General features: G+C 65.3%; 29 protein-coding genes and 1 pseudogene. 11 read left to right on the forward strand and 19 right to left on the reverse strand.

From position 1 onward, the window contains the following. Window positions 1-4: 4 nt before the first annotated feature. From BKG60_RS24645 to BKG60_RS24665, 5 genes are all read left to right on the forward strand, one after another. Window positions 5-1,258: a CaiB/BaiF CoA transferase family protein gene (locus BKG60_RS24645; protein WP_278185117.1), complete on the forward strand. Its 1,254-nt coding sequence runs from the start codon at window positions 5-7 to the stop codon at window positions 1,256-1,258. A 21-nt stretch (window positions 1,259-1,279) separates the two neighbouring features. Next, window positions 1,280-2,437, forward strand: coding sequence for a thiolase family protein (locus tag BKG60_RS24650; RefSeq protein WP_070945101.1), 1,158 nt, complete (start codon window positions 1,280-1,282; stop codon window positions 2,435-2,437). A 15-nt stretch (window positions 2,438-2,452) separates the two neighbouring features. Further along, window positions 2,453-3,601 (forward strand): acyl-CoA dehydrogenase family protein, encoded by a 1,149-nt coding sequence (locus BKG60_RS24655; RefSeq protein WP_070945100.1) that lies wholly within the window; start codon window positions 2,453-2,455, stop codon window positions 3,599-3,601. 125 nt (window positions 3,602-3,726) lie between these two features. Next, a complete protein-coding gene (locus BKG60_RS24660; RefSeq protein ID WP_070945177.1) occupies window positions 3,727-4,371 on the forward strand; it encodes a TetR/AcrR family transcriptional regulator in 645 nt (214 codons plus the stop codon). Between the two features lie 14 nt (window positions 4,372-4,385). Further along, window positions 4,386-4,889: a hypothetical protein gene (locus BKG60_RS24665; protein ID WP_070945176.1), complete on the forward strand. Its 504-nt coding sequence runs from the start codon at window positions 4,386-4,388 to the stop codon at window positions 4,887-4,889. 31 nt (window positions 4,890-4,920) lie between these two features. Here the strand turns inward: BKG60_RS24665 and BKG60_RS24670 are convergent, their stop codons facing one another. Both BKG60_RS24670 and BKG60_RS24675 read right to left on the reverse strand, forming a co-directional pair. Then, entirely contained in the window at window positions 4,921-5,790 is an 870-nt protein-coding gene (locus BKG60_RS24670; protein WP_070945099.1) for an endonuclease domain-containing protein, read from the reverse strand. A 146-nt stretch (window positions 5,791-5,936) separates the two neighbouring features. After that, a complete protein-coding gene (locus BKG60_RS24675) occupies window positions 5,937-7,124 on the reverse strand; it encodes a cytochrome P450 (RefSeq protein WP_070945098.1) in 1,188 nt (395 codons plus the stop codon). 149 nt (window positions 7,125-7,273) lie between these two features. On the opposite strand from BKG60_RS24675, the gene BKG60_RS24680 reads away from it, so the two are divergent. Then, entirely contained in the window at window positions 7,274-7,627 is a 354-nt protein-coding gene (locus BKG60_RS24680) for an SgcJ/EcaC family oxidoreductase (protein WP_070945175.1), read from the forward strand. On the opposite strand, the gene BKG60_RS24685 is transcribed toward BKG60_RS24680, so the two are convergent. The 4 genes from BKG60_RS24685 to BKG60_RS24700 are packed head-to-tail and all read right to left on the reverse strand — an operon-like array spanning window position 7,587 to window position 11,583. Further along, complete coding sequence (locus BKG60_RS24685; protein WP_070945097.1) at window positions 7,587-8,585, reverse strand: NADPH:quinone oxidoreductase family protein; 999 nt, start codon at window positions 8,583-8,585, stop codon at window positions 7,587-7,589. The two genes, BKG60_RS24680 and BKG60_RS24685, sit on opposite strands and share 41 nt — an antisense overlap. Next, window positions 8,582-9,571 carry a phosphotransferase family protein gene (locus tag BKG60_RS24690; RefSeq protein ID WP_070945173.1) on the reverse strand — a complete coding sequence of 330 codons (990 nt, stop codon included), beginning with the start codon at window positions 9,569-9,571 and terminating at the stop codon, window positions 8,582-8,584. Before BKG60_RS24690 ends, BKG60_RS24685 begins: the two co-directional genes overlap by 4 nt. A 32-nt stretch (window positions 9,572-9,603) precedes the next feature. Continuing rightward, window positions 9,604-10,911: an acyl-CoA dehydrogenase family protein gene (locus BKG60_RS24695; protein ID WP_070945096.1), complete on the reverse strand. Its 1,308-nt coding sequence runs from the start codon at window positions 10,909-10,911 to the stop codon at window positions 9,604-9,606. Between the two features lie 15 nt (window positions 10,912-10,926). Next, window positions 10,927-11,583, reverse strand: a complete 657-nt coding sequence (locus BKG60_RS24700; protein WP_070945174.1) for a TetR/AcrR family transcriptional regulator — start codon at window positions 11,581-11,583, stop codon at window positions 10,927-10,929. A gap of 258 nt (window positions 11,584-11,841) precedes the next feature. Between BKG60_RS24700 and BKG60_RS24705 the strand changes: the two genes are divergently transcribed. The 4 genes from BKG60_RS24705 to BKG60_RS24720 are packed head-to-tail and all read left to right on the forward strand — an operon-like array spanning window position 11,842 to window position 14,554. After that, window positions 11,842-13,119, forward strand: a complete 1,278-nt coding sequence (locus tag BKG60_RS24705) for a cytochrome P450 (protein WP_070945172.1) — start codon at window positions 11,842-11,844, stop codon at window positions 13,117-13,119. Further along, window positions 13,119-13,313 carry a ferredoxin gene (locus tag BKG60_RS24710; RefSeq protein ID WP_070945095.1) on the forward strand — a complete coding sequence of 65 codons (195 nt, stop codon included), beginning with the start codon at window positions 13,119-13,121 and terminating at the stop codon, window positions 13,311-13,313. Before BKG60_RS24705 ends, BKG60_RS24710 begins: the two co-directional genes overlap by 1 nt. Window positions 13,314-13,328: 15 nt before the next feature. After that, window positions 13,329-13,625, forward strand: coding sequence for a DUF1330 domain-containing protein (locus BKG60_RS24715; protein ID WP_070945094.1), 297 nt, complete (start codon window positions 13,329-13,331; stop codon window positions 13,623-13,625). Window positions 13,626-13,636: 11 nt separating this feature from the next. Beyond that, window positions 13,637-14,554, forward strand: a complete 918-nt coding sequence (locus tag BKG60_RS24720) for an LLM class F420-dependent oxidoreductase (RefSeq protein ID WP_070945093.1) — start codon at window positions 13,637-13,639, stop codon at window positions 14,552-14,554. A gap of 68 nt (window positions 14,555-14,622) precedes the next feature. Here BKG60_RS24720 and BKG60_RS24725 read toward each other — a convergent pair whose 3' ends face one another. The 9 genes and pseudogenes from BKG60_RS24725 to BKG60_RS24765 all read right to left on the reverse strand — a co-directional run bounded on the left by BKG60_RS24725 (window position 14,623) and on the right by BKG60_RS24765 (window position 22,729). Further along, window positions 14,623-15,399: an alpha/beta fold hydrolase gene (locus BKG60_RS24725; RefSeq protein WP_070945092.1), complete on the reverse strand. Its 777-nt coding sequence runs from the start codon at window positions 15,397-15,399 to the stop codon at window positions 14,623-14,625. 9 nt (window positions 15,400-15,408) lie between these two features. Further along, window positions 15,409-15,609 (reverse strand): ferredoxin, encoded by a 201-nt coding sequence (locus BKG60_RS24730; protein ID WP_070945091.1) that lies wholly within the window; start codon window positions 15,607-15,609, stop codon window positions 15,409-15,411. Continuing rightward, the gene (locus BKG60_RS24735) at window positions 15,609-16,811 is read right to left on the reverse strand and encodes a cytochrome P450 (protein WP_070945090.1); all 1,203 of its coding nucleotides are present in this window, start codon (window positions 16,809-16,811) and stop codon (window positions 15,609-15,611) included. Before BKG60_RS24735 ends, BKG60_RS24730 begins: the two co-directional genes overlap by 1 nt. 148 nt (window positions 16,812-16,959) lie before the next feature. Further along, window positions 16,960-17,748 (reverse strand): NAD(P)-dependent oxidoreductase, encoded by a 789-nt coding sequence (locus BKG60_RS24740; RefSeq protein WP_070945089.1) that lies wholly within the window; start codon window positions 17,746-17,748, stop codon window positions 16,960-16,962. After that, window positions 17,748-18,566, reverse strand: coding sequence for an NAD(P)-dependent oxidoreductase (locus BKG60_RS24745; RefSeq protein WP_075910155.1), 819 nt, complete (start codon window positions 18,564-18,566; stop codon window positions 17,748-17,750). Before BKG60_RS24745 ends, BKG60_RS24740 begins: the two co-directional genes overlap by 1 nt. Beyond that, window positions 18,566-19,447 carry an alpha/beta fold hydrolase gene (locus tag BKG60_RS24750; protein WP_070945087.1) on the reverse strand — a complete coding sequence of 294 codons (882 nt, stop codon included), beginning with the start codon at window positions 19,445-19,447 and terminating at the stop codon, window positions 18,566-18,568. Before BKG60_RS24750 ends, BKG60_RS24745 begins: the two co-directional genes overlap by 1 nt. Window positions 19,448-19,463: 16 nt before the next feature. Then, window positions 19,464-21,119 (reverse strand): thiolase C-terminal domain-containing protein, encoded by a 1,656-nt coding sequence (locus BKG60_RS24755; protein WP_070945086.1) that lies wholly within the window; start codon window positions 21,117-21,119, stop codon window positions 19,464-19,466. Window positions 21,120-21,224: 105 nt separating this feature from the next. Beyond that, window positions 21,225-21,425 (reverse strand): annotated as a pseudogene (locus BKG60_RS24760) (ferredoxin); the annotation flags it as partial. Further along, window positions 21,422-22,729, reverse strand: a complete 1,308-nt coding sequence (locus BKG60_RS24765; protein WP_083339272.1) for an NADH-ubiquinone oxidoreductase-F iron-sulfur binding region domain-containing protein — start codon at window positions 22,727-22,729, stop codon at window positions 21,422-21,424. The pseudogene BKG60_RS24760 and the gene BKG60_RS24765, both read right to left, overlap by 4 nt. A gap of 27 nt (window positions 22,730-22,756) precedes the next feature. Between BKG60_RS24765 and BKG60_RS24770 the strand changes: the two genes are divergently transcribed. Next, a complete protein-coding gene (locus BKG60_RS24770; protein WP_070945084.1) occupies window positions 22,757-23,230 on the forward strand; it encodes a hypothetical protein in 474 nt (157 codons plus the stop codon). Between the two features lie 23 nt (window positions 23,231-23,253). Here the strand turns inward: BKG60_RS24770 and BKG60_RS24775 are convergent, their stop codons facing one another. From BKG60_RS24775 to BKG60_RS24790, 4 genes are read right to left on the reverse strand one after another with little or no spacing between them, the layout of a single operon-like run. After that, window positions 23,254-24,183 (reverse strand): alpha/beta fold hydrolase, encoded by a 930-nt coding sequence (locus BKG60_RS24775; RefSeq protein WP_070945083.1) that lies wholly within the window; start codon window positions 24,181-24,183, stop codon window positions 23,254-23,256. Further along, window positions 24,183-24,575, reverse strand: a complete 393-nt coding sequence (locus BKG60_RS24780) for a Rieske (2Fe-2S) protein (protein WP_070945082.1) — start codon at window positions 24,573-24,575, stop codon at window positions 24,183-24,185. The genes BKG60_RS24775 and BKG60_RS24780 overlap by 1 nt, the downstream gene beginning before the upstream one ends. 1 nt (window position 24,576) lies before the next feature. Then, window positions 24,577-25,731 (reverse strand): amidohydrolase family protein, encoded by a 1,155-nt coding sequence (locus tag BKG60_RS24785; protein WP_070945081.1) that lies wholly within the window; start codon window positions 25,729-25,731, stop codon window positions 24,577-24,579. Between the two features lie 21 nt (window positions 25,732-25,752). Continuing rightward, a complete protein-coding gene (locus BKG60_RS24790; RefSeq protein ID WP_070945080.1) occupies window positions 25,753-26,877 on the reverse strand; it encodes an amidohydrolase family protein in 1,125 nt (374 codons plus the stop codon). Between the last annotated feature and the right edge of the window lie 16 nt (window positions 26,878-26,893).

The following is a 26,893-nucleotide window of genomic DNA, read 5'->3' on the forward strand; positions in this document are numbered from 1 at the left end:
CCCTGTGAGCGAGTTTACGAGCGAGCCATCAGGCCCAGCGGCCGATTCCGTTTTGCCGCTGGCCGGAATCACCGTCATCGCCATGGAGCAGGCGGTGTCCGCGCCGATGTGCACGCGGGTGCTGGCCGATTTCGGTGCCCGGGTGATCAAGATCGAGAATCCCAAGGGGGGCGACTTCGCCCGTGACTATGACACCGTGGTCAACGGGATGGCCGCCCACTTCGTGTGGGCGAACCGGGGCAAAGAGTCGATCACCCTCAACCTGAAGTCGTCCGAAGGCATGGAGGTGCTGCACCAGTTGCTCGACGGGGCCGACGCGTTCGTGTCCAACTTGGCCCCCGGTGCCACCGCGCGCCTCGGCTTGTCGCCGGCCGAGTTGAATGTGCGTCACCCGCAGGTCATTCCGCTGGAGATCGACGGCTACGGCCCGGGCGGCCCGTTGTCGGAGAAGCGGGCCTACGACCTGCTGGTGCAGGCGGAGTCGGGTTCGTGTGCAGCCACAGGGTATGCCGGGATGCCCGCGAAACCCGGTGCCGCGGTGGCCGATATCACCACCGGGCTGTACTCGGCGCTGTCGATCATGGCGTTGCTGCTCGGGCGGGCCCGAGCCGGAGACACCGGTGCGGCTGCCTCGGTGGCGGTCAGTTTGTTCGACACCATGACCGACATCATGGGGTACCAGCTGACCTACACCCAGCATTCCGGGATCGACCAGGTTCCGCTGGGGATGAGCTCACCTGCGGTTGCTCCTTACGGGGCGTTCGACACCCGCGACGGGCAGACCGTGGTGCTGGGCACCACCAACGACCGTGAATGGCAGCGGCTGGCCCGCGAGATCATCGAGCGTCCGGATCTGGCCGACGACCCTCGGTTCGCCACCAACTCGGATCGCTGCGCACATCGCGACGAACTCAACAAGGCCATCGAATCCTGGTGTTCTGAAAACGATCTCGACCACATCCAGGCGACGGCGGACAAGGCCGGGATCGGTAATTCGCGGTACAACCTGCCCAGCGAGGTCATCGAGCATCCGCACCTGAAGGCCCGCGACCGCTGGCGTCAGGTGGCCACCCCGAACGGTGAGATCGCGGCCCTGCTGCCACCGCCGGTGATCGCCGGGCTGGAATTGGGGATGGGGGCGGTACCGGGACTCGGTGAGCACACCGATGCCGTCCTGGGCGGGATCGGCCTGAGTGCCGAGGACATCGCAGCCCTGCGAGAGCAGGGTGCTGTCGGCCCCGCCTACTCGAAGTCCTGAACAACAGAAGCGGAGATTCCCATGCGTGAAACCGTCATCGTCGAGGCCGTCCGCACCCCGGTCGGCAAGCGCAACGGCGGCCTGGCCGGATTCCATGCCGCCGACCTGTCGGCGCTGGTGCTCAATGCGCTGGTGGAGCGGGCGGGTATCAGCCCGGACATCATCGACGACGTGGTCTGGGGCTGTGTCTCGCAGGTAGGCGATCAGTCCAGCAACATCGGTCGTTACTCGGTGCTGGCCGCCGGCTGGCCCGAACACATCCCGGGCACGACGGTCAACCGAGCCTGCGGATCAAGCCAGCAGGCACTGGATTTCGCCGTCCAGGCCGTCATGTCGGGTCAGCAGGACGTGGTGGTCGCGGGCGGTGTGGAGGTGATGAGCCGGGTGCCGCTGGGTGCGGCCCGGGCCACCGGTACTCCGTACGGGCCAAAGGTGTTCCAGCGGTACAAGGATTTCGGGTTCAACCAGGGCATCTCGGCCGAGATGATCGCGCAGAAGTGGGGCTTCAGCCGGACCCGGCTGGACGAGTATTCCGTCGCCTCCCACGAGCGGGCTGCGGCGGCCCAGGACAGCGGTGCCTTTGAGCACCAGATGATCACGGTGTTTCCCGACCCGGCCGACCAGGTGGACCCGGTGGTCGCCGATGAAGGTGTGCGGCGGGGCACCACTGTGGAGAAGCTGGCCGGTCTCAAACCAGCGTTTGCCGAGGACGGTGTGATCCACGCAGGTAACTCCTCGCAGATCTCCGACGGTGCCGCAGCGCTGCTGGTCATGACCGCGGAAGCGGCTGTGGCCATGGGTCTTTCGCCTATCGCGCGTTACCGCGCGGGTGCGGTGACGGGAGCCGATCCGGTGCTGATGCTCACCGGGCCGATCCCTGCCACCGAGAAGGTGCTTCACAAAGCCGGCGTGCGTCTGGACGAGGTCGGCGTGTTCGAGGTGAATGAGGCCTTCGCGCCGGTGCCGCTGGCCTGGCTGGCTGAGACCGGTGCCGACGAAGCCAAGCTGAACCCGCTCGGCGGTGCCATCGCACTGGGCCACCCGCTCGGGGCATCGGGTGCGGTGCTGATGACCAGAATGATCAATCACATGCGCGACAACGGGATTCGTTACGGCCTGCAGACCATGTGTGAGGGTGGCGGTACTGCCAACGCCACGCTGGTCGAGCTGATCGACTGACGCTAGGGAGAAGTAGTGCAACGCAATCTGTTCACCGAGGACCACGAGGCATTCCGCGCACTCGCACGTGATTTCATCGAAAAAGAGGTCGTGCCGGCCTATCCCGAGTGGGAGAAGGGCGGGCGCATGCCCCGCGACGTGTTCAAGCAGATGGGTGAACTCGGCATGCTCGGCATGGCGATCCCCGAGGAGTACGGCGGCGCGGGCATCGACGACTACCGCTACAACGTGGTGCTGCAGGAGGAGGCCGCCCGGGCCCTCGTCACGTTGTCGACCGTGCGCACGCAGCTCGAGGTGATCCTGCCGTATTTCCTGCATTACGCGAACGAAGAGCAACGGCAGCGGTGGTTCCCCGGGTTGGCCGCGGGCACGCTGCTGACCGCGGTGGCCATGACCGAGCCCGGGACCGGGTCGGACCTGGCAGGCATGCGCACCACCGCGGTGCGGGACGGTGACGAGTACGTTCTCAACGGTGCCAAGACGTTCATCACCGGTGGCATCCAGGCCGATCTGGTGGTCGTCGTGGCGCGGACCTCCACCGACCCGGACAACCGGCGCAAGGGACTGACGCTACTCGTCGTCGAAGACGGGATGGCGGGCTTCGAGCGCGGCCGCGAGCTGGAGAAGATGGGCTGCAAGGTGCAGGACACCGCGGAGCTGTCGTTCACCGACGTCCGGGTGCCCGTGGCCAACGTGCTGGGGGAGGAGGGAGAGGCGTTCAGCTACCTCGGCCACAACCTGGCCCAGGAGCGGCTCACCGTGGCCGTGGGCTCGGTGGCCCAAGCCCGCTCGGCGATCGCGGCGGCCATCGACTACACCAAAGATCGCAAAGCCTTCGGTCAGCCAGTGGCCTCGTTTCAGAACACCAAGTTCGAACTGGCCGCGTGCTCGACCGAGGTCGAAGCGGCGCAGTCGATGCTCGACCGCGCGGTGGCCCTGCACGTCGACGGCGAGCTGTCGGGCGCCGATGCGGCGCGGGTGAAACTGTTCTCCACGGAGATGCAGGCGCGGGTGATCGATCGTTGCCTGCAGCTCTTCGGCGGGTACGGCTACATGATGGAGTACCCCATCGCACGGCTCTACACCGATGCCCGGGTGGCCCGGATCTACGCGGGCACCAGCGAGGTCATGAAGGTGATCATCGCCAAGTCCCTCGGGCTCTGACCGGGCCTGTCCGGCGGTTGTGACAGCCGCCGGAAACTTCTTTCGCTGAGACGCTTGTCACAGCGGTCAAACCAACCTACTGTGTGTTCACTAGGTTGGTTCGACGAAGGAGTCCGGTGGCTTCGGTGGTAGGGGCAGAGGCGTCTTCTGGGGGCGCAAGGCCCTATGAGTCGCTCCTGGCCAAAGGGGAAGACCGCAGGCAGCGGATACTTTCCGTGGCTGAGAAGCTGCTGGCGCGCAACGGTTGGCGCAACACCTCGCTGGCCCAGATCGCCAGGGAAGCCGGTGTCACGCCGGCCGGGCTGCTGCACCACTTCGAGTCCAAGGAGCAACTGCTCAACGCGGTGCTCGACATCCGCGACCACGACGACGACACCCATGCCGACCGGTCCGGAGACTTGGCCCACGAGATCAAGCGAGTGGCCGACCGGTTCGTCCGGGCGCCCGAGCTGGTCGGCACCTTCACCGTGCTGCTGGTAGAGAACATCCAGCCCGACGCGCCACTGCACGATCGTTTGCTCAAACGGCAGCAAGCTGCACGCGACATCGTCACCGACATCATCACTCGCGGTCAGCTCGAGGGCCGCTACCGCTCCGACTTCGACGCGGCCACCAAGGCCGTGGAAATCCTGGCATTCATCAATGGAATGGAGACCTCATGGCTACTCGATCCCTCACTCCCGTTGACGGACGTGTTCAAGAGCTACGCCGAAATGCTGGGACGGGAGATCGAGCAGCCGGGCGGCCGCAACGGGGCGGCCGGTCAGTGAGATTGGAGGACGACATGCGGTATCGGCTTGATGTGGTCGCCCCCTGTGTGGTCGACGCGGTCCGGTTCGCCGGCGGCTGGTTGGTCGACCGGGTGATGGCCGGATGGGATGTCACGGTGCTGATCGGTGCCGACGAGGATGTCCGTCCACTGGCGATTCTCGGGGTGGAGACCATGCCCCTGGAGTCGGTGCTCGCATCGTGGGAGGACCGCCCGCATCCGCAGACCGTCGCGGTGGCCGCGGATCTGTTCAACGCCGACGAACGCGTGCGTCGCGGTGTCCTGGGTGCGTTGGAGCAGGGCCGCACCGAGGTGACATTGTGGGGTGACGAGTGTCCGGCGAACCTGAGCGTGGATCCGGTACGTCACGAACTGTCCGCTGCCGCACGTGCTTTCAAGGCACAGGCACTGGCTGCGGTCAACGATCCCGAAGCCAAGGTGGTCGGAAGTTCCGAGGCATTCCGCTGCGGCACGATGATCAGCCGTTCGGTGCCCGCGGATCTGATCCCGGCCAGCTGAACTCTGCCGAGCGTGCACACAGATCGCGATTTCACGCGATTTCGCGATCTGAGCGCACGGTCGCCGTCCACGCCCTCGACAGCCGCTGGAGCACTTCGCCGGTGTTGTGCCGCTTGGCGACTCTGACTCGCGTCCAACCGAGTTCGTCGAGATCCTCTGTGCGAATAATGTCGTGTGCGAACTGCTGCGGGTCTCTGCGGTGGTGGTCGCCGTCGTACTCAACGGCCAGCTTGCGCTCCTCCCAACCCATGTCCAGGCGGTACCTGCGACGACCGTCGACGCTCGTGACAGGTATCTGAGTGGTCGGGCGCGGGTATCCGGCGCGGATGATCAACAGCCGCAACCACGTTTCCTTCGGCGACTCTGAGCCGGGATCGTAAAGATCGAGCGCGGTCGACAATTGGCGCACCCCCCGTGCGCCTCGATGGTTCTCCGCCACTCGAAGTACATCGTCAACACGGAACCCCGACGCATGTCCCAGGGCGTCGAGTCGGGCAACGGCGTCGATGAGGTGCCCGCGACGGCCTAGGTCAAAAGCGGTCCGTCCAACGGTGGTGAGCGGAAGCCCGCGATGATCGGTGACCTCATCGGAGGCGAGGGTCATTTTCAGGGTGGCGATGCCGTTGGGGGGCCTACGGCTCGGCCAGACCAGTTCGATCGGGAGCGTGTCTTCGATGTACTCCGCGCCATGCAGGGCCGATGCGGTGAGCCCCGCGAGAACCCCGGCTCGACGTGACCACAACCATGCGGCGGCGGCACGGTGAGGAATCGTCAGTTCTGCCGAACGCAGTGTGTAGACATCGGGAAAAACCGCGGCGAAGGGACCACGACGACTGCGCAGCTGATGTTTGGCGATCAGCCCAGCCTTGATGGCCTCGCTGCCGACGAACGGTGTGTCCATGACATCACTTTGAGGCAGCCAACCTGGCGGCGGCGAAACGATTTCGCCATCTGGGGATGAACCGCGTTGTGTGGACAAACCGGCCCCTGCCGAGCGTGCACACAGATCGCGATTTCACGCGATTTCGCGATCTGAGCGCACGGTCGCTAGACGAATGTCGGCATCGCGGCCCATCCCCGCACCGCGGCGGTTTCCGACGGTTTGGCGTTGGCCCAGTCGACCTGCCACTCCGGGAAGCGTTTGAGGATCTCCTCCAGGGCAATGCGGCCTTCCAGCCGGGCCAGTGCGTTGCCCATGCAGAAATGTGTTCCCGCGCCGAAAGTCATGTGGGACTTCTGTTCCCGGTGGATGTCGAAGACGTCCCCGTCGGGGGCGAACCGGCGGTGGTCGCGGTTGGCCGCACCGACGAGCATCAGCATCGCTGAGCCCGCCGGAACCGTCTGGCCGTAGTACTCGACGTCGCGGGTGACGTAGCGGGCGATCTGCAGGGCCGGTGGCTCCCAGCGCAAGATCTCCTCGATGGCCTGGGGTATCAGAGCTGGGTTCTGCACCAGCTCGCGGCGTTGGTCCGGGTAGTCGGCCAGGGTCTTGCCGGCCCAGCCGATCAGCCGGGTGGTGGTCTCGGAACCGGCGGTGGCGATGACCGTCAAATACAGCAGCAGCTCGTCGCGGCGCAGCGTGCGTACGGTGCCGGTCTCGTCGGTGAACTCGGCGTTGAGCAGGTCGGTCATGATGTCGTCGGACGGGTGCTGGGTGCGCCAGTCGATGAACTCGGCGAACACCTCACCGGTCGCCAGGGCGTCGACCGTCTGCCCTTGCAGGGTCTGTTCGCCGTGATCGGTGATAGCCCGCTGGCGTTCCTCGGGGATACCCAGCAGCATGCCGATCACTCGCATCGGCATCTGCTCGCCGAGGTCATTGACGAAGTCGAAGCGGTCGTTGCCGACCAGCGGGTCCAGGCAGCGTGCGGTGAACTCGCGGATCTGCGGCTCCAGGGCCAGCACCTTGCGCGGGGTGAACACCCGGGACAGCAGGTTGCGGTGGATGTTGTGGATCGGCGGATCCTCGAAGATCAGGGTTCCGGGCGGAATCTCCATGCCGGACTTGATGATCTCGAGCAGGGCGCCGCGTCCCGAGATGAACGTGTCGTGATCGATGACGGCCTTGTTGACGTCGTCGTAGCGGCTCAGCGCGTAGAAGTCGTGCTGCTCGTTGTAATACAGCGGGGCTTCTTCCCTGATTCGGGCGAACACCGAAAAGGGATCCATGTTGAGCTCGACGCTGTACGGGTCGTAGTACAGGTCTGGTTCGGCTGGCGCCGTGGGCACTGTCATGAGGCCTCCATCGGGGTAGCGGGAGTGCTGCAGCGGGCTGGGTTCAGCTGGGCTCAGTAGTCCTGGGCACTTGCTTAGCAGGATCAGACCATCATTACAGTTGATAGTTAAAGTGTAAATAAGTGTCGCTATGGGCCGAGGAGAATCCGATGACCGCTGAGGAGATCGTGCGCGCCGAGATCGCCGCGTGGGGGAGCAACGACGTCGACGAGGTGATGAGTCACTTCGCCGAAGACGCCACCTTCGACATCGGGCCCGACTGGCCGAAGCTCTCCGGGCGCGACGCGATCCACGAGATGATGAAGGCGTTCTTCGCCGGCGGCAAATGTGTCGACCTTGAGATCCGGCACCTCGCGGTAGACGGGGAGGTCGTGTTGATGGAACGCCGCGATCACTGGGTCGTCGACGGCAAGCAGATGAGCTGGCCGGTCATGGGCGCTTACGAGGTGCGTGATGAGAAGATCACGGCTTGGCGGGAGTACTTCTATCCGCCGAAGGAGTGAGCTCGATCACGACCTTGCCCACAGCGCGTCCTTCAGCGACCCGTCGCAGTGCGGTCGACACCTGATCCAGTGGATAGACCGCACCGACGTGTGGCTGGACGGCGCCAGTGGCCAACATGTCCCGCAATTCGGCTTCGTTGCGGGTGAACTCGTCCGGGTCGATGTCCTGGAACTGAAAGCCCGACACGTGAATTCCCTTGACCAGAACCAGGTTCAGTGGGATGCGGGGGATCACGCCCGACGCGTAGCCGATCGTCACGAACCGGCCGCCGCGACGCAATGACCGCAGGGAAGGCTCCGACAGATCCCCGCCGACCGGATCGAGGACCGCATGCGCACCGTCGGGTAGCGCCTCGCGCAGGGCGGTGCGCAAGTCTCCGCGCTTGTGAGTGATCAGTGAGGCTGCGCCGTATTGTGCTGCAGTGGAGAGTTTTTCGTCCGAGGACGCCACCGCGGTGACCCGCGCGCCGAGCGCTACCGCGAGCTGCACGGCCGCCAGGCCCACGCCTCCGCCGGCTCCCAGCACGATCACGTCGTCGCCGGGTTGGATGCGGGCCACCGACCGCAACGTGTGATAGGCGGTGCGATGAGCCACCCCGAATGCCGCCGCCGTGCGATCGTCCACACCGTCGGGAATCCGGGCCAGCCCCGCCGTCGGCACACACACCTGCTCGGCGAACGCGCCGAACAATCCGGTGCCGGTTACCCGGTCGCCGACGGCGAAACCGTCGGCGTCAGCTGCGATCTCGGTGACCATCCCGGCGAACTCACTGCCCGGCACGAACGGAACCGGCACGTGGATCTGGTACTTGTCGGCGACCAAAAGCACATCGGGGAAGTTCACCGCGGCCGCACCGACCTGTACCCGTACCTGGCCGGATTCCAGCGGTGGTTCGGGGACATCTTCGAGGCGAACCACATCCGGAGATCCGTAGGCCGGGCAGACCGCGGCCTTCACCGGTAATCGGTGGATTCGGCGAGTTCGGCGGCAGATCGCATCAGTTCGGTGACCACCGGTCCGAAGGCCAGCAGTTTCTCGTCGTCACCGGCCCGTTGAAAGCCCTGTTCCAGGACGATCGCCAGCTTCCACTTGGCCAGCACCAGGTAGTAGTCCAGATCATCGACCTGGCGGCCGGACACTGTCGCGTAGTGCGCGACGACGTCGTCACGCGAGGGCATCCCGCGCATGTCGACGTAACCCATTTCCGAGGGCTCCGGGTGGTCCGTATCCGAAGGCCAGCTCTGCACCATCCACGCCAGGTCCAGCTTCGGGTCACCGACGGTGCCCATCTCCCAGTCCACGATCGCGGCCATCGTGGCCGGGGCGCCGTGGCGGTACATGACATTGGCGAACTGGTAGTCCCCGTGCATCAGACCGGGGAGGAAGTCGAGTGGCTTGCGGGCGCGCAGCCAGTCGGTGGCCACCTCGAGCCCGGGCAGATCACGATTCTTGATCCGGTCGAGGAAGCCGATCCACCGGTCGACCTGACGTTCGTGGAAGCCTTCGGGCCGACCGAGATCAGCCAGGCCCTTCGCTTGCCAATCCACCTTCGACAGCAGCGCAATGCCCTCGGCCAGTTGGTAACTCAGGCCAGGCCGGGTGCTCAGATCGCTGTTGAACGGCTCGGGCCAGCGGCCGTGGGTGTCCATCGGCGACCAGCCGTCGACGAATCCCATGAGGTAGAACGGCCGGCCAAGCACGTCCGGATCGGCGCAAACACCGACCGCGGCGGTGTGCGGAACATCCGTGCCGTCGAGTGCCTCGATGATGCGCCACTCCCGCAGGATGCCCTTGTCCCGGTCCGGCGGGGCGCCGGCCGGTGGCATGCGTAGTACACAGGCGTGTTCGCCCCGGCGGATCTCGTAGATGACGTTCTGGGTCCCACCGGACAGGAAGCGGGCCTCAAGCGGCTCACCTTTGCCGGGCAGGGCGGTGTCGTCCATCCAATCGGCAAGGCGCTCAGTGTCGATCTCGCTCACAAGTTGCCCACCTCGGCCTCCAGGAATTCGGCGAACTTGGCCTTCGCGGCCTCACGCTTGCGCGGGATCCACTCGGTGGGCCAGGTGTCGGTGGTCGGCTGGTAGTCGCGCAAGACCTGCCGGGCGACAGTGGTCTTGTGCACCTCGGTCGGTCCGTCGGCCAGGCCCATGACCGCGGCACCGGTGACCATGCCCAGGAACGGCATCTCGTTGGTGACGCCCAGCGCACCGTGGACCTGCATTGCGCGCCAGGCGATGTCGTGCAGCACGGTGGGCATCGCGACCTTGACCGCGGCGATGTCCTTACGGACCTTCTTGTAGTCGTTGTACTTGTCGATCTCCCACGCGGTGTAGAGCACCATCAGCCGGAACTGCAGTAGCTGGGCATACGAATCGGCGATGTAACCCTGGACGAACTGCTTGTCGGACAGCCGGCTGCCCTGGGTCTCCCGGCTCAAGGCGCGTTCGCACATCATGTCCAGCGCCTTCTGCGCCAGGCCGATCGTGCGCATGGCATGGTGAATCCGTCCGCCGCCCAACCGGGTCTGGGCGATCACGAAAGCCTGCCCCTCGCCGCCCAGGAGGGCCTCGGCCGGCACCCGGACATTGTCGTAGTGGATCAAGGCATGGCTGCCGTGGTCGTCCGCTTCGCCGTACAGCCCGACATTGCGGACGATCTTGACGCCGGGAGTGTCGGTGGGCACCAGGAACATCGACATGCCCTGATAGGCGCTGACTTCGGGGTTGGTGACCACCATGACGATCAGAAAGGACGCGGTCGCGGCGTTGGAGGAGAAGAACTTCCAGCCATTAATGATCCAGCTCGACCCATCCGCATCCCTTACCGCGCTCGTGGTGAACAGGGTGGGGTCCGCGCCGGCATGCGGTTCGGTCATGGAGTAGCAGGAGAACAGCTCACCTTCGAGCAGCGGATGCAGATAGCGCTTCTTCTGTTCCTCGGTGCCGTAATGCGCGATGATCTCGGCGTTTCCGGTATCGGGGGCCTGACAGCCGAACACGATCGGAGCCCACTGCGAGCGGCCCAGGATCTCGTTGAGCAGCGCCAACTTCAGCTGCCCGTATCCTTGCCCGCCCAATTCTGGACCGAGATGTGTTGCCCACAATCCCTTTTCACGCACCTGCTCCTTGAGTGGGGCGATCGCCTCGCGGCGCTTGCCCTCCAGCTGGGTGAATTGCAGATGCGGCCAGGCCAGGTCGAGCGGTTCGACCTGTTCGGTCACGAATTCGTCGGCCCAGTCCAGTAGTTCCTGATACTGCGGGTCGGTCTCGAAATCCCACGCCATCGGGGGTCCTCCGATCTAGTTGTTGGTGGAGTTGAAGCCGGTGATCATCGCACCGATGTCGCGTGCGACGACATCGGTGAACGTGCGGTTGCCGAAACTGCCTCCGGCCCAGTGCCGGACGCCCTCGCTGACCAGGATCTGCGCCAGCCGGGACAGGTGGTCGACGTCGACGTGGGAACCGAGCTTGCCGTCAGCCTGGGCGCGGGCGAACAACTCGCCGAACATGTCGACGTCGTGCGTCTCCGCGGCGACGTTGCCGGCCAGGATCCGGTGCTCGTGCCGGTACCCCTCGAGGATCGTCTCGACAATCAGTTCGGGTGGATTGCGCGCCATCGACCGCTCCAGGCTGCGCAGCGCCTCGGTGATGACACCCATGACGTCGTAGTCGCCAACCAACAGCGATTTGACCCGCTTCTGCGCGAGCCGGGTCGAGGTCAGACCGACTTCGAACAGGACGTCTTCTTTGGCCGGGAAATAGAAATAGAAGAGGGCCCGCGATACTCCCGCGGCGCGGCAGATGTCGGCGACCGTGGTCTTGGCGTAGCCGTTCGTTCGCCAGAGCGCCATTGCGGCTTGGACCAGGTCGCGCTTGGTCTGGTGGGAGCGGGCCCGCTGGAACGATGCCCGGCGTTGACTGCTGTCAGCAGTGTCAGCCGCGGTTCCCTTGGGCACGTCGGGCACTTTAGCAGCGGATATCCCAGTTTGAAATAGTTGACGTTTGTCTAACTATCTTGTTTCGACCGCGATGGCACACGGCCATCGGACTCTGAACGTCGGCAGCCCGGGCAGATCGAGGGATGAGAACCGTATTCTTGCTGCTTATCCCTGATGATTGGGGACCGGCGTTGACGCAAAACCGGTGCTATGGAAATCTACTATCCATAGATGAGAGCCGCATTCTCATACCTGCGGCTGGAACGGGAGCAGCTGATGGCGATCGACCCAACCGGTATCGATTTTTTTCGCGATGAACGATTGGTCGACAATCCGTACCCATTTTTCGAGGCGCTGCGGAACAAGTGCCCGGTCACTCGCGAAGACCATTACAACGTCACCATGGTGACCGGCTGGGACGAAGCCGTGCAGGTGTACAACGACGAAGAGACCTTCTCGTCGTGCGTGTCGGTCACCGGACCGTTCCCCGGGTTCCCGGTACCCCTGGAGGGGCGCAGCACCGATGAGGTGACCGCGCTCATCGAGAAGCACCGCAACGATCTGCCGTTCAGCGATCAGCTGCCAACGCTCGATCCGCCGACCCACACCGATCACCGCTCGCTGTTGATGCGGCTGATCACGCCCAAGCGCCTCAAAGAGAATGAGGACGCCATGTGGCAACTGGCCGACGAGGTCCTCGACAGCTACCTCGAACCGGGCCATGGCGAGTTCATCAAGGGTTTTGCCGGTCCGTTCACGCTCCTGGTGATCGCCGACCTGCTGGGCATTCCAGCCGAGGACCGCGAGACCTTCGTTCAGGGCATCAAGCAAAATTCCGGCGGCGGTGTCGGCAGTACCAGCAGCGAGTTGTCCCACAGCCCGCTGGAGTTCCTCTACGGGCAGTTCTCGGACTACGTGACGGATCGTCGGGCCAATCCGCGCGGCGATGTGCTCACCGGCCTGTCCGAGGCCACGTTCCCGGACGGGAGCATCCCCGACGTCGGCGATGTCGCGCGGGTGGCGACAAATGTCTTCTCGGCCGGGCAGGAGACCACGGTGCGTCTGCTCAGCACCGCGTTGAAGGTCTTGGGTGAACAGCCCGAGATCCAGCGGCGCCTTCGCGCCGACCGCAGCCTCATCCCCAACTTCATCGAAGAAGCACTGCGCATCGAGAGCCCCGTCAAAGGGGATTTCCGGCTGTCGCGCTGCCCGGTGACCATCGGCGACACCGAGTTGAACGCCGGCACCACGGTGATGGTGCTCAACGGTGCCGCCAACCGTGATCCTCGGCGGTTCGAGGATCCCGACACCTTCGACCCGGCGCGCAAGAACGCCCGCCAGCACCTGGCTTTCGGCCGCGGCATCCACAGCTGCCCCGGTGCCCCGTTGGCACGCGCCGAGACCCGGGTCGGTATCGAGCGATTGCTGGACCGGACTACCAACATCCGCATCTCCGAGGCCAAGCACGGTTCGGACAGCGACCGCCGCTACAACTACATCCCCACTTTCATCCTGCGTGGGCTGACCGAGCTGCATCTGGAGTTCGACAGCTGATGCGGGTCAGGGTTGACGAGGACCGTTGTGCCGGCCATGGCATGTGCTTGACGTTGTGTCCCGAGGTCTTCGAGATGTCCGACGACGGCTGGGCGGTCGCCTCGCCTGAAGAGGTTCCTGCCGGTTTGGAAGACGCGGCACGCGAAGCGGTACAGAACTGCCCGGAACGGGCGATCAGTGAGATCGACAACTAGAGAAAGAGATTCGTCATGGCATCTGCCAAGGGCTACGTCATCATCACCGAGGACATCAAAGACCCGGCCGGCATGGGGGAGTACGCCAAGCTGGCGTCGAAGGCGATGGGCGGCGCCACCATCGTGGCCGTGGACCAGAAGCCCGAGGTGATCGAAGGTAGCTGGCACGGAACGCAAACCGTGGTGCTGGAATTCGAGTCGGTTGACGCCGCACGCGAGTGGTACTACTCCGATGCGTACCAGGCAGCCGCGAAGGTCCGGCAGGGAGCTGCCGAGTGCAACGGAGTCATCCTGTCCGGTTTCCCCGCCTGATCGGAGCCGCTGTGCGCTACAGCATCACCTACCCGATGCACACCCACCCGTATCACCCGGATCTGGTGAGTGGCAGCGGAGTTGCGGCGATGGCCGCTGCGGCCGAAGCAGCGGGATTCGACGGGTTCGGATTCACCGATCATCCGGCTCCGTCCCAGCGCTGGCTCGATGCTGGTGGGCACGATGCGCTGGACCCGTTCGTGGCCATGGCTTTTGCTGCGGCGCACACCACGACCTTGCGCTTGGTACCCAACATCGTGGTGTTGCCGTACCGGAATCCCTTCGTGGTGGCCAAATCCGGTGCCAGCTTGGACCTGCTGTCGGGTGGCCGGTTCACGCTGGCGGTCGGGGTCGGTTACCTCAAGCGCGAATTCGCCGCGCTCGGGGTGTCCTATGACGAGCGTGCGGCACTGTTCGATGAGGCGCTCGAGGTGATCCGCGGTATCTGGACCACCGACGACTACACCTTCGAAGGCACGAGATTCAGTGCCCGCGGTATCACCGCACATCCCAGGCCTGCGGCCACTCCGCATCCGCCGATCTGGATCGGTGGCAACACGTCCGCGGCCCGCGCTCGGGTGGTCAAGCACGGCGACGGGTGGTGCCCGTTCGCCGCGCCGCCGGGCCTGGCGAAGACCGCGGGCACCGCTGCCATCGATTCGCTGGACGCATTGGCCGTCGGTATCGAGGACCTGCGGGTGCGGCTGGCCACGGCCGGTCGGGATCCGGACGGAATCGACATCGTGTTCAACAACTTCGAGGGGGGTAACCCCGGCAGCGACGACTTCAACGCCGATGCGTACCTGGCCGGTGTGGACAAACTGTCCGCGCTCGGGGTGACTTGGCTGCACGTCACCCTGCCCGGCGACAGTCTTGTTCACGCACTGGAGACCACCGAGAAATTCGGTAAGACGGTGATCGCCGCTTGACCTCGTTGATTCTGCGGTGAGGGCGTCGCGTTCTCGCACCTTTGCGCCCTCTGCGCAGCATCGAAGGTTTAGGCCGGGGTCAGGGCTGCGATCGGCTTGGTGGTCGTGGCGTGCACCAGCAGTTCGGCCAACTCGCGCGGCCGGCTCAGAAACGGCGAGTGCGACGCATCGATGGTCAGCTGATCGACCCCGAGGCGCTGGGTGACCGTGTCGGCCAGCCAGCGCGGCATCGAGCGGTCCTGAAGGCAGCGGATGAAGCTGCGGGGCAGATCGGCCGCCCAAAACTGAGGCACCGACACCGGCGTCACCGTGGTGTCACCGAACCGCTCCGGTCCGAGACGATCGAAAGCCCAACGGGCCGTTGCCTCGTCGCAGTCGTGGTAGAAGTAGCGCCAGGCCCCGTCGAAGTCGGCGAAGTGCATCGCGCCTTCCTCGTCGAAACGCAGGTAGCCCAGCATGTCACCGACGTCGGCATCAAAACCGGCGTCCAACTCGACCGGGCCGTTCGCGGCCGAGCGCATGGCCATGGCTTCGGGATAGGTCCGCCCCTCCCTGGGGAGCGCGGCGGCCAGATACACGATGTGGCGCACCAGTTCCGGGGCGGCGTCGGCAGCCAGCGTGGCGTCGAATCCGCCACCGGAATGTCCTACCAACACATCTCCGGACTGCATGACGTCGACGATTGCGGCGCGTCGGTTGGCCAGCGTGGATTCCTCGGCAAACCGGACACCATGCCCGGGAAGGTCCACCGCGACGGCGTCATGACCCAGATTTCGCAATTCGGCGATGGTGCGCTCCCAGCACCAGGCCGCATGAAAACCGCCGTGCACGAAGACAAATCGCATTCGCAGCGACTATTCTTCCTCGATCGAGATCGCCTGGCGGGGGCACTGTCTGACGGCTTCGCGAACCTGGGCCTCGTTCTCCGGCGTCACTTCTTCTTGCAGGACGTGCAGGTAGTCCTGATCGTCGAGGTCGAAGACCTCAGGGGTGATCCCCATACATACTGCATTGCTCTCGCAGATCTCGAAGTCGACGTGAATCTTCTTGCTCATCACCGCAACACCCGGACCGGAACATTGGAGTATCCCGCCACATTCTGCATCTGAACCCGTTGCAGCTGATCCCATTTCACCTCGTAGCGGGGCATGAAGTCGAGCAGCTTCTCCAAGGCGACGGCGCTCTCCATTCGGGCCAGTGCGGCCCCTAGACAGCTGTGGATGCCGTAGCCGAGGCCCAGGTTCTGTGCCTCCGTGCGATCACGATCGATGTCGAACGTGTCGGCATCGGTGAACGCGTCGGGATCCCGGTTGGCCGCCGCACTGATCAGGAACACCGGCTTACCTGCCGGAATGGTGCCGCTGGGCACATGGGCTTCCTTGAGGGTGTAGCGGACGTTGTACTGCACCGGGCCCTCGTAGCGCAGCAGTTCCTCGACTGCGGCCGGGATCTTCCCACGGTCGTCGAGCAGTTTCTGCCACTGTTCGGGGTTGCGGGCGAAGAGCACCACCGCGGTACCGACCAGCTTGGTGACGGTCTCCGCACCGGCGCCACCGAGAAGCGTGGCGAATCCGGTGATCTCGATGTCGTCCAGACTGCGCATCTGGCCGTCCTCGCCGGGGATCTCCGCAGCGATCAGCCGGCTGATCATGTCATCCTGCGGGTTCTCCCGGCGCTTCTGCACCAAACCGTAGTAGTAGATGCCGGTGTCGATGTTGGCCTGCATACCGGCCTCGGAGGTGCCGATCTGACCGGGCTCACGGGACAGGCTGGTGTCGATCCAGTGCCGCACCATCTGGCGGTACTCGGGCTCCACTCCGGCCATCCGGGTGATGACCTCGACCGGGAACGGGCCCGAGAAATCCTGCACCACATCGAATTCGTCGGAGTCGATCTTCCCGAGGAAGTGCTCGATCTGCTCGACGACGGTGTCGCGCTGGGACTGGATCATGCGCGGGGTGAACGCCTTGTTGAGCAGGCTGCGCATGTGTCGGTGATCCGGTGGGTCCATGAAGATGATCGACTTCTGTGGCGGCTCGTCGCTCTGCACCATGGCCAGGTCGCAGCCGCGCGTCGAGGAAAATGCCTCATGGTCCTTCAGCGCCGCTGACACGTCCTCATGCCTGGTCAGCGCATAGAAGTCGGAGTCTTCGTTGTAGTACAGCGGCGCGTCCTGGCGCATCCTCCGGTACATGTCGAACGGGTTGTTGAAGAACTCCTCGGAGAACGGATCGAAAATCACCTGGGCCTTGGTCATTGGCTGGCTCCTCCTTCGCGGCGGGCTGGGCCGGAAGTGCTGTGACGCGTTACGGGAAACTGTTGAACTGTAACGCTAACAGTAATCCTTTTGGGTGTGTTTGAAAAGCACAAAATGGGTGCTGATCAGGTCGTGACGTCCGGCTGCGTCACTTGATCGCGGCGTCGAGCAGGTCCTCGAGTCGGCCGAGGTCACTGTCAAGTTCAGATGCAGTTCTGCGGACCACGGCCACGTCCTTGCCGATGAACTCGCCGACCCGCGCGATGAAGGCGTCGGCCGAGCCGGTGGCGGCGATGCCGCCCAGCGCGCGACTGGCCGCGCTGCCGTGCGTGAGTGCGGTCAGCAGCGTCGCCTCGTCGATGCCCAGTCGATCGCCCAGGCGCACGCCCTCGGCGACGGCGCCGATCTGTGCGGCGAACAATGCGTTGTTCACCAGCTTCACCCGCTGCCCGGAGCCGACGGGACCGACGTGCAGCACCGGATCGGCGTAGGCGCTCATTGCTTCGCGGGCGCGGGTCACCGCGTCCTCGGGGCCTCCCGCGAACACCGTGACCGTCCCGGCCGCGATGTCATGCGGCCCACCGCTGACCGGGGCGTCGACGACGGCGATGCCGCGTGCGGATGCACGCGCTGCGAGGGCTTCGGCCGTGCGGGGGCTGCCGGTGGTGTGCAGCACGAGCACCGAGCCTTCGGCCATCTCGTCGATCAGATCCGGACACAGGTCACGCACCTGCTCGTCGGTGAACACACAGACGATCGTTACGTCGGCACCCTCGACTGCCTCACGCGGCGAGCTCACCGGCTCAGCGCCGAGGTCAGCTACCGCAGTGCGCTTTTCGTCGTCACGGCCCAACGCCCGTACCTGGTGTCCTGCGGTGCTCAGCCGGCGCACCATCGGTGCGCCCATGCGGCCCGCGCCAATGAAGCCGACGCGCATCAGCGTGGATGGTTCATGATGGCCAGGGCATTGTCCGCGGCATCAAACACGGCCCCCTGCGGGGCTGAAGCGTTGTCGGCCAAGCTGGCGGCATGCCGGCAGTCCTTCTGCAGCAGTGCCCCGGCGATCGGCGCCAAGTTGTCCAACGTGCCGCCGAACATGGCGATGCTGTTGAGCGCCTTGCTGGTAGCCGAACCGCGCGTGACCACCTCGCACAGTGCCTGACGTGGAACTCCCAGTGCTTCACCGAGTTCCAGTGCGCTCATGGCGGCACCCAGGTTGGCGCTGAACAACAGGTTGTTCAGGATCTTGGCGACCTGGCCGGCGCCGACACCACCGAGATGCACGATCGGGTCTGCATAGGTGGCGAACACCGGACGCACCCGCTCGACGACTTCCTCGTCGCCACCGACCATCACCAGCAAGGTGCCGGCGGATGCGGCTGGCTCGCCGCCACTCACCGGGGCGTCGATGACGGTAACCCCTTGTTTTGCAGCCTGTTCGGCCAGCTCCCGACAGGTGTCAGGGTGCACGGTGGAGTGGATGGCGATGATGCCACCAGGGGCCAGGCCGGCCAGCACGCCGGTCTCGCCGTCGAGCACCTGGCGGACGTCGTCGTCCCCGACCACGCACAGGCAGACGAGGTCGCTGGCGGCAGCCAGCTCGGCGGGAGAGCCTGCCGTCTTGGCCGCGGTGTCGGCGTAGGGCTCCAGGGATGCCGGACGCCGGGCCCACAGGGTGGTCTCGAAGCCACCTTCGATGATCCGTCGGGCCATCGGCGCCCCCTGGCTGCCCAGCCCGATAAATCCGACTCGCATCAACCTGCCTCCACTTCCACATCGGTTTTCACGGTCTCGTGCCCGCGGTCAGCCACGCATTCGTCGGCGAACGACAGCACTGCGCGGTGGTAGCTCGCGGCGGACAGGCCCACGCTGAGGTTGTGCCCGCTTTCGGCGAGCTCACCGGTCTGTACCCGCGGTGCGGCGGTGAACATCGCGGCGATCTCGGCCAATGCCTCGGCGTCGGATTCCCACACGTTCTCGAACTCGCCGGCGAGGAACTGCACGGGCACTTTGGTCTGTCCGGCCAAGGCCGGAAACTCTTGGCGTGACCAGGTTTTGACGACATCTCCCTCGTATGCGGTGCCACCCGCGGACAACCCGGCGCCGATCACATCGGACGGGTAGAGCCGGGCCGGCTCCCACAGCAGTTCGCGCAGACCGCGCGGCCGGTTCACGGGTGAGGCGTCCTTCAGCAGCTGTTGCGCAGCCGGATGGTAGCGGCGGCCGGTGCCGGCCAGCGACACGCCGAGTACCTCGGGCCGGTGTACGGCCAGGTGCAGGGCCAGTTCGCAGCCCATCGAATGGCCCAGGACGAACAGTTCTCCAGCGCCGGCGATGCGCTGAATTGCGCCGAACGCCAATGCGCCCCGCTGATCGGGGTGCACCATGGCGTCCGGGTAGGCGGCCGACGCACCGTAACCGGGACGATCCAGCGCGATCACGGTGTATCCGTGGTCGACCGCGAGACGCAGCAGCGAGAGTTCCGGATGGCCGGGGCAGTCGAAGTACGCCGATGTGGTGGCCCCGCCGTGCAATGCGACGACAATGGCGCGCGGGTCAGGGGCCTCGGCGACCAGGGCCGACATCGGGATGCCGTCGACCATCACCACTCTGGGGTGCGGGTCTGTCTTACTCATGGGGTACGTGCATGCTTCAGTCGTCCCTGCGCATCAGTAGCACGCCGCTCGGCGTCAGGCCGCCGCTGCTGGCCACGGCGACTTTGGCATTGGCCACCTGGCGCTCACCGGCCTCACCGCGCAGCTGGGTGACAGCCTCGTGGATCAGGCCCATGCCGTGGGTGCGGCCGTGCGAGAGCTGCCCGCCGTGGGTATTGAGCGGGATGACACCGTCGCGCGCGATGTTGTGGCCGCCGTCGAGGAAGTCCTTGGCCTCGCCGATACCGCAGAAGCCCAGGCCCTCCAGCCAGGACAGGCAGTTGAAGCTGAATCCGTCGTAGAGCTCGGCGACGTCGACATCACTGGGGCGCAGCGAAGTTCGCGACCACATGTGTGCGCTTTGGCCCAGTACCTGCGGTTCGTGAGTGAGCGTGGTCTGGTCCCAGTCGAGCCGTTCGATGATCTGGGTGCCGACCGCCTCGAACAGGATCGGCGGCTTGGCCAGGTCCCGGGCGGCGTCGACAGCCGACACAATGACGGCGACCGCGCCGTCGCACGGCACATCGCAGTCGTAGAGACCGAACGGGGTGGTGATCATGCGGGCCGACAGATAGTCGTCCATGGTCATCGGATCGCGGTAGATGGCGGTCGGGTTCAACGCGGCGTTGGCGCGTTGGTTCAGCGCGATCCAGCCGAGCGTTTCGCGGGTGGTGCCGTACCGGTCGAAGTGGCGACCGGCGTTCTGCGCCAACGTGTGTGCGGCCGAGGTCGACCCGAACGGGTGCTGCCAGCTGTCGCTGCGGCCGCCCATCGGAGGGGACATCTTGCCCTCCTTGACCAGCTGGCCGAACGTCGCCTCCCACAGCGTGCGGAAGCACAGCACGTGCCGCGCCAGGCCGGTGGCCACGGCCATCATCGCCGCGATCACCGAGCCACCCGGACCGAAGGTGTCCATGCCGCCGTTGATCCACGTCGGCCGGAGTCCGAGCGCACCCTCCAGTGCGGTCACCCCGCCCTCGCCCATGCCCGCGATGGCCAGCCCCGGATAGGTGGAGAGACCGTCGATGTCATCGAACGTCAAACCGGCGTCGGCGACGGCTTTTTCGGCCGCATCGATGGTCAGCGACAGCGGCGGCACCATCTGGCGGCGACCGATCTTGGACATCCCGATTCCGGTGATGGCCGAGTGGTCCTCGAACTTGGCCTTGGTCAGCATGGGGCGAACAAATTTGGCGATGTCCTGAGGCGCCACGGGTTCGGCCACCTGCGGGGTAGCGCTGGTGTCCGTCGATGGCTTGAACACCGGCAGCCAGACATCTTCGACGTGCTGGAAGTCGACCTCTACCGGCATGCCGAGCTTGAGGTCCTCGGAGTCGCAGTCGACGATGTTGGTGGTCAGCCGGACCCGGGGATCTTCGGCGATGGCCACCTCGGCCACCACGTACGGCGGTGGCAGGTCAGGGAACCCGAACCGGTGGTTGACCGTGAACCCGGCGAGCGAACCGCGCCCGGACACGTCGCGCACGCCCATGTTGTGGCTACGGCAGTACCGGCAGACCGGTTGCGGCGGATGGATGAGGGCGCTGCAGTCCTGGCACTCCTGGATTCGCAGCACCCCGTCGGCGCCCGCGGTCCAGAAGTACTCGTTGAGCGTGGTGACCGTCGGGAGCGGACGTCCCGGTATCTGTGACAACTCGACTCCGGTGGTAAGCGGGTTATTCTGTGTGGAGAATCACGTTACCAGTTTCCGGGATCGGTGATCCATACCCCTGTGCGCTCAGCCGGCCTCACGCGCGGTGCGTGTGTCCGTCAGCTCGATGATGGCGTGTACCGGGCAGTCCAGCAGGGCGCGTCGCACCGCATCCTGGTCGGCCTCGGGGATGTTGCCGTCGCCTTTGAGCACGGCGTAGCCCCAGTCATCCAGCGGGAAGTACTCCGGCGCGTGTTTGGCGCACAGCCCGAAGCCATCGCACAACGTGCGGTCCAGCTTGATCTTCATACCGCCACCACCGCCTCCAGAGACTCCACTTCGTATGGCCGCGCCGCGGTGAAAGCGCCGGAACGGCAGGTCTGGCAGCCATTTTCGAGGTGACGCTGCACGAGGTCGGGGAACTGGGCGAGCAGGCTGGCTGCCACGTTCGCGGCACCGTCGAGGGTTGCGCACGCGCCACGACCGCGCAGCACCACTGACCAGCGCTTGAGCCGGTCAAGGTCCTCGGCGGTGGCGTTGCCGTCACGCAGTCCGGTGGCGACCGCGGCCATCGCTGCCGTCCCGTTGAAACACGAGCCGCACTGGCCGGCATTCTCCCGGTCGAAGTAGGCCAGCACAGACGCAGCGACCGCAACCGGGCAGTCATCGGTGAGAATGCCGATCGCGCCGCAGCCCAGCCCGCTGCCCAGCGTCCGTACCGATCCGTGATCCAGTGTGGTCCCGACGATGTCGCGGTTGACCAAGCCGGCGAAGTATCCACCCATCAGCGCGCCGCGAACGTGGTCCGGGGACACCCCGTGCAGGGTCAGCAGATCGGCGAACGGGATGCCGTGCGGAAGTTCGTAGAGCGCCGGCGGGCGGCCGGCGCCGGTGATCGTGGCCAGGAAAGTGCCGGGGCAGGACTCGGTGCCCAGTTCGCGGAACGACTGCGCTCCGTGCTGGTGGAGATATGCCAGGTGGGCCAACGTCTCGACATTGCTGATCAGCGTGGGCTTGCCGGCCACGCCCTCTTCGAACGGGCGCGGCGGTTTGTCGGTCGGCTTGGCCGGTCCGCCGTTGACCACGTGCACGGCAGCGGATTCCTCACCCGCCACGTAACCCGGTGTCACGGTGACCAATTCGATGCTGGGACGGTCCAGGTCGCCAGGCAGTTCGGCCAGCGCACGTTCCACACACTCGGCGGCATGCGCATCCGACACATACACCACGGCGCGATCGGCGCCGACAACCCCTGCCGCCAGCCGCAGGCCGTCGAGCACGGCATGCGGGCGGTTGCGCAGCAACCAGCGATCCTTGATCGAGGCGGGCTCGCCCTCCTCCCCGTTGGCGATCACCACGGAGCCGGCCCTGGCCTCGCCGCCCTGCCGGCCGTTGTCACGCACGGTGCGCAGCTTCACCGCCATGGGGAAGGCCGCACCGCCACGGCCGAGCAATCCGCTGGCCTGCACCTCGTTCAGAAGATGTTCCGGATCCGCAAGGGGCGCATAGCCCCCGGCAGTCCGGTAGGCCTCGAGAGACTCCGGCCCGTCGCGCAGTAGCCGCGGGGTGATCCCCGGCCATGCGGCGACCGTGAGTTCGGCTGTCATGGTCACATCCCGTCCCCGGCTAGGCTTACCGGTATGAGAACTGCGGTGGTGCGCGTCGGAGTGGATCCGGCTGGTGAGCTCGGGGCGCAGGAGCTATCCGAGGGCATGGCAACACTCCGTGACTTGCTGGGTGTGCGCGGTGCCGAGGTGCTGGACAACCAGCTCGCCGGACTCCCCGCGCATCGTCGCGAGGTCGAGGTGCTGATCGCCGGAGACGACGCACCAGAGCTGCAGATCATTGCGATGGAGCTGTGCGCCAAGGCGTTTGGCACCGCACCCACGCCCGGCGTGGTCACTTTCGTCAGCCGCGGGACCGACGAGGATGCCCGCGGCGTACTGGCCGGATTCGGCCTGTCGGGTGACATCGTGCGCTCCGTCGATGACGAGGGCTGGGATGTGGTGACGGTGACCCTGGACAAGGCTGACCTGACACGCATCCCGGAAAGCCGCATCCATACCGCCCTGGAGGCTTCGCTGAACTGCGAGGTGCACATCCGCACGGTGTGACACGCGGGCAGCGCGTACCGCCGTCACGACGACCTCAGGAAGTCGATGATCGCCGGGGCCGCCTGAACCCAAGTGTCGAACAGGCAGAACGTCTTGCCGCCGCTCTGTGCGAACTTCTCGCCGGCACGCTCCCACGCGTCCTCGGGCCAGGGCGGATCGATCAGCTTGGAACCCTTGATCAGGCAACTCACTTCGAGCGAGGTGCGCTTGGGGTGATCCCAGTCGTTCTCGCCGCCACGGATGATCAAGGTGGGCACGGTGATGTTGTCGAACATCTCGTCGGGGACACCCGGGATGGTCTGGCCCGGCTTCGACACGAACGCGTTGAGCCACCGCAGCATGACTTTGAGGAACTCGTCGGCGTCGAGGTCGAGCAGACGCTGCCGGTTCGCGGGGTTCTCCGCGATCCGCTCGCGCCACTCGGGCACATTCAGCAGGCCTTCGATGCCGAGACCGCGTACCGCCAGGATGCTCGGGGTGACGTAGTGGCCGCCGAGGACGAATGAACCGTACACGCCACCGACGATGTTCCACACCACCAGTTTTCGAACGATCTCCGGATACAGCATGGTGGTCAGCATCGAGTCACGTGCGCCGCCGGAGCCACCGAGGATGAAGCACGGTCCGACGTCCAGGGCGGTGATCAGTCGGTACAGCGTCTCGGCCCGCATGTGTGATTCGCTCTGGCCGTAGAACTGCACGTCTGATCTGCCGCAATTCGGCCGGTCCCACAGCAGAACCCGGTAGCCGCCCGCGACCAGGGCTTCTGCCAGCGGTCGCAGACCAGGAATGTCCTTGCTGAACCGGCCGCCGGGCGTCAGGGCGATGAAATCACCTTTGTCGCCGAGGATTTCGTAGACGACGTTGCCGCCGTTGATCTCCATGGTCTTCTCGCCGGGCTTGAGCTGCGGAACTGCAGCCAGGGCTGTTGATTCGCTCGCAAGCTCGCTCATCAGGCCATCACCAACACATCTTCTCCAACCACACGGACCGGGTAGGTACGGATACTCCATTCCGGCTTCACCGCGGTGGTGCCGGTTGCCAGCTCGAAACCCCATTGGTGCCAAGGGCAGTAGATGAACTCCTTGTCGCGCACCATCACTGCGTCGCCGGGTACCTCGTCGTCGACCACCGTGCGCCCGCGGGCACGGCCCGAACACAGCGGACCGCCCTCGTGCGGACAGTAGTTGGCGATGGCATAGAACGTCCCGTTGACGTTGTAGACGCCGACGCCGTGGCGACCGATCGGCACGAGTTTGTGTGTGCCGGGCGGGATCTCGTCGACGGTGGCCACGACGTGCTCGCGTCCTTGCGCGAGCCGCGGGCGCTTTTCGGGTTGGCCCATCTCAGAACACCCGGGCCTGTCCCTCGAGGACCGGGACGGTCTCGGGCAGCTTGTAGGTCTCTATCCCGTTGCGGAACATGATGGCCTCGCGCGCGTGCTCGGGCAGGTGCTTGACCAGCCAGCGCGGGTCATCGAAGGTCCAGTGCGGGTAGTCGCTGGAGTACAGCAGGATCTTCTCGCATTCCATCCATTCGAAGGCCCGGGACAGTTCGGTCTTGTCCTCGGGGTAATCCAATGGCTGGGTGGTGAACTTGATGTGGTCCTTGACGTACTCGGATGGCTTGCGCTTGATGTCCATCCAGGACTTGCGGGCTTCGTAGATGGCGTCCATGCGCCACATCAGCGGCAGGATCCAGGTGAAGGCGTGCTCGACGAACACGATGCGCAGTGTCGGGAACCGGTCGAAGACCCCGTCGAAGATCAGGCTCATCACCTGATTGGCCGCCAACAGCGAGTAGCTGACCATGAAATCGTGGTTGTAGCTGGGCAGGCCGACCGGTGGTGCCGGCAGGGTCTCGTATTCACCCCGGGACAGGTGACAGCTCACCGTGATGTCGTGCTTGGTGGCCGCGGCCCAGATCGGGTCGTACTTCGGGTCACCCCACGACGGACGTGGCTCGGCCTTCATCAGAACCTGGGCCATATACGGGTGTTCGGCCCACTGTTCGATCTCGGCTACTGCGGTCTGCGGCTCCTCGATGGCGACACAGATGGATCCCCGCCAGCGTTCATGCCAGTTGTTGTGACTGTCCAGCCAGTGATTGGCCAGCCATAGGTTGACCGCGGTGCAGTAAGCCGCGGTCGCTTCGCCGAGGCGGTGCTCGGAGTGGGTCGGCTCCAGAATCGCGATGTCGGAGCCGGCCTCCATGATGAGCTGGCGCAACGCCATATCCGGGTCGCTGCAGGCGAACTCACCGTCGGGTGGGAAGGCGTCCACACGCATGGCGTAGGCATGCGCGTAATCGGGTGCGTCGTAGTAGATCTGCTCACCGACCTTGTGGCTCAAGAAGTACTTGCTGCGCCACGGCTCGGGGATGTAGTCGATCAGCTCGCCGCGGCGCGGCATCGGGTGCACGTCGGAGTCGACGCACCGAATCGCGATCCGCTCTTTCGCCGGCACCCGCGGGTTCGTCGTGACTGGCTGTGTGGTCGTCATCAGGGCCTCCCTCAGCTGCCTTTACTGTGCCGCAACCGCGGATGCTGAACCCACACCGGCGAACGCGGCCTCGAGGCCGTACAGCTGCGCGGCATTGCGCCACAACAGCTTTTCCCGTTGTTCGGTGCTCAACACAGTGGGGATCTGCGGCTCGTTCAGCTGCCAGTGCGGGTAGCTGGAACCGAACATCACCATGTCTTCCTTGCCGGTGAAGCTCAACCACTCTCCGGCGAACTCGGTGTCGCCCGGGCCGTCGAGCGCGCCTTGGACGAAATACACGTGCCCGGGTAGATAGTCGCTGGGCATCTTTGGCGCCCAGGGGGTCTGCTCGAGGTGGGGACGGCCGAAGCAATCCATGCGCCACATGAACGGCGTCAGCAGGTCCGCGGCGCCGTCGGCCCAGACGAACTTCAGATCGGGGGTCCGCTCGAACACGCCTTCGGCGATCATGTTCATCAGGTGGTAGATGTAGTTCAGCGCCATGAATCCGAGGTACTGCTCATACGTCCTGGTCTTGCCCGACGGCGTCGGGGCGAATTGGATGCCCGCCCCACCCTCGATGTGCACGGCCACCGGTAGGCCGGCGTCGGCCGCGGCATCCCACAACGGCCAGAATTGCGGCTTGCCATAGAGCTCGCGCGACTGCATCGGGATACCGATCTGGACCACCCGAGGGTGGTCCTTGTACTTGTCGATCTGACGCAAGGCCCCGACGATGTCGTCCGGGTTGATCCGGATGGTGCCGCGGAACCGCTCGCCGTGTTCGTCGTGTTCGAGCCAGCGCGTGACCATCATTTCGTTGTGCGCCGCCGCCAAGGCGGTACCGAGGTGACGGTCGGGCATGATGCCGCGGGTCATCGGATGCAGGATCGCGATGTCGACGCCGCGGTCGGTGAACAGATGCTGTGCGGCGATGTCGGGATCCGAACCGGGATACTCGCGGTTGGGTCCCTTGGTGTCCTTGGCGTACTCGCCACCCGGTGCGCCGTACCAGTTCATCTCGTAATCCGGAAAGCCACGGCTGGCGAAGGGTTCTTTCAGAAAGTTCCGCCGCAGATCCTTGTTGGATTGCATGAAGATGTGCACGCTGGCGTCGATGAGCGGCGTTCCCGCGCTGCCGGGCTGCGCCGGGTCTTTCCAAGTCAAGACTGTCCTCCGATGT

It is taken from the genome of Mycobacterium syngnathidarum, from assembly GCF_001942625.1.
Taxonomy (GTDB): Bacteria; Actinomycetota; Actinomycetes; order Mycobacteriales; family Mycobacteriaceae; genus Mycobacterium; species Mycobacterium syngnathidarum.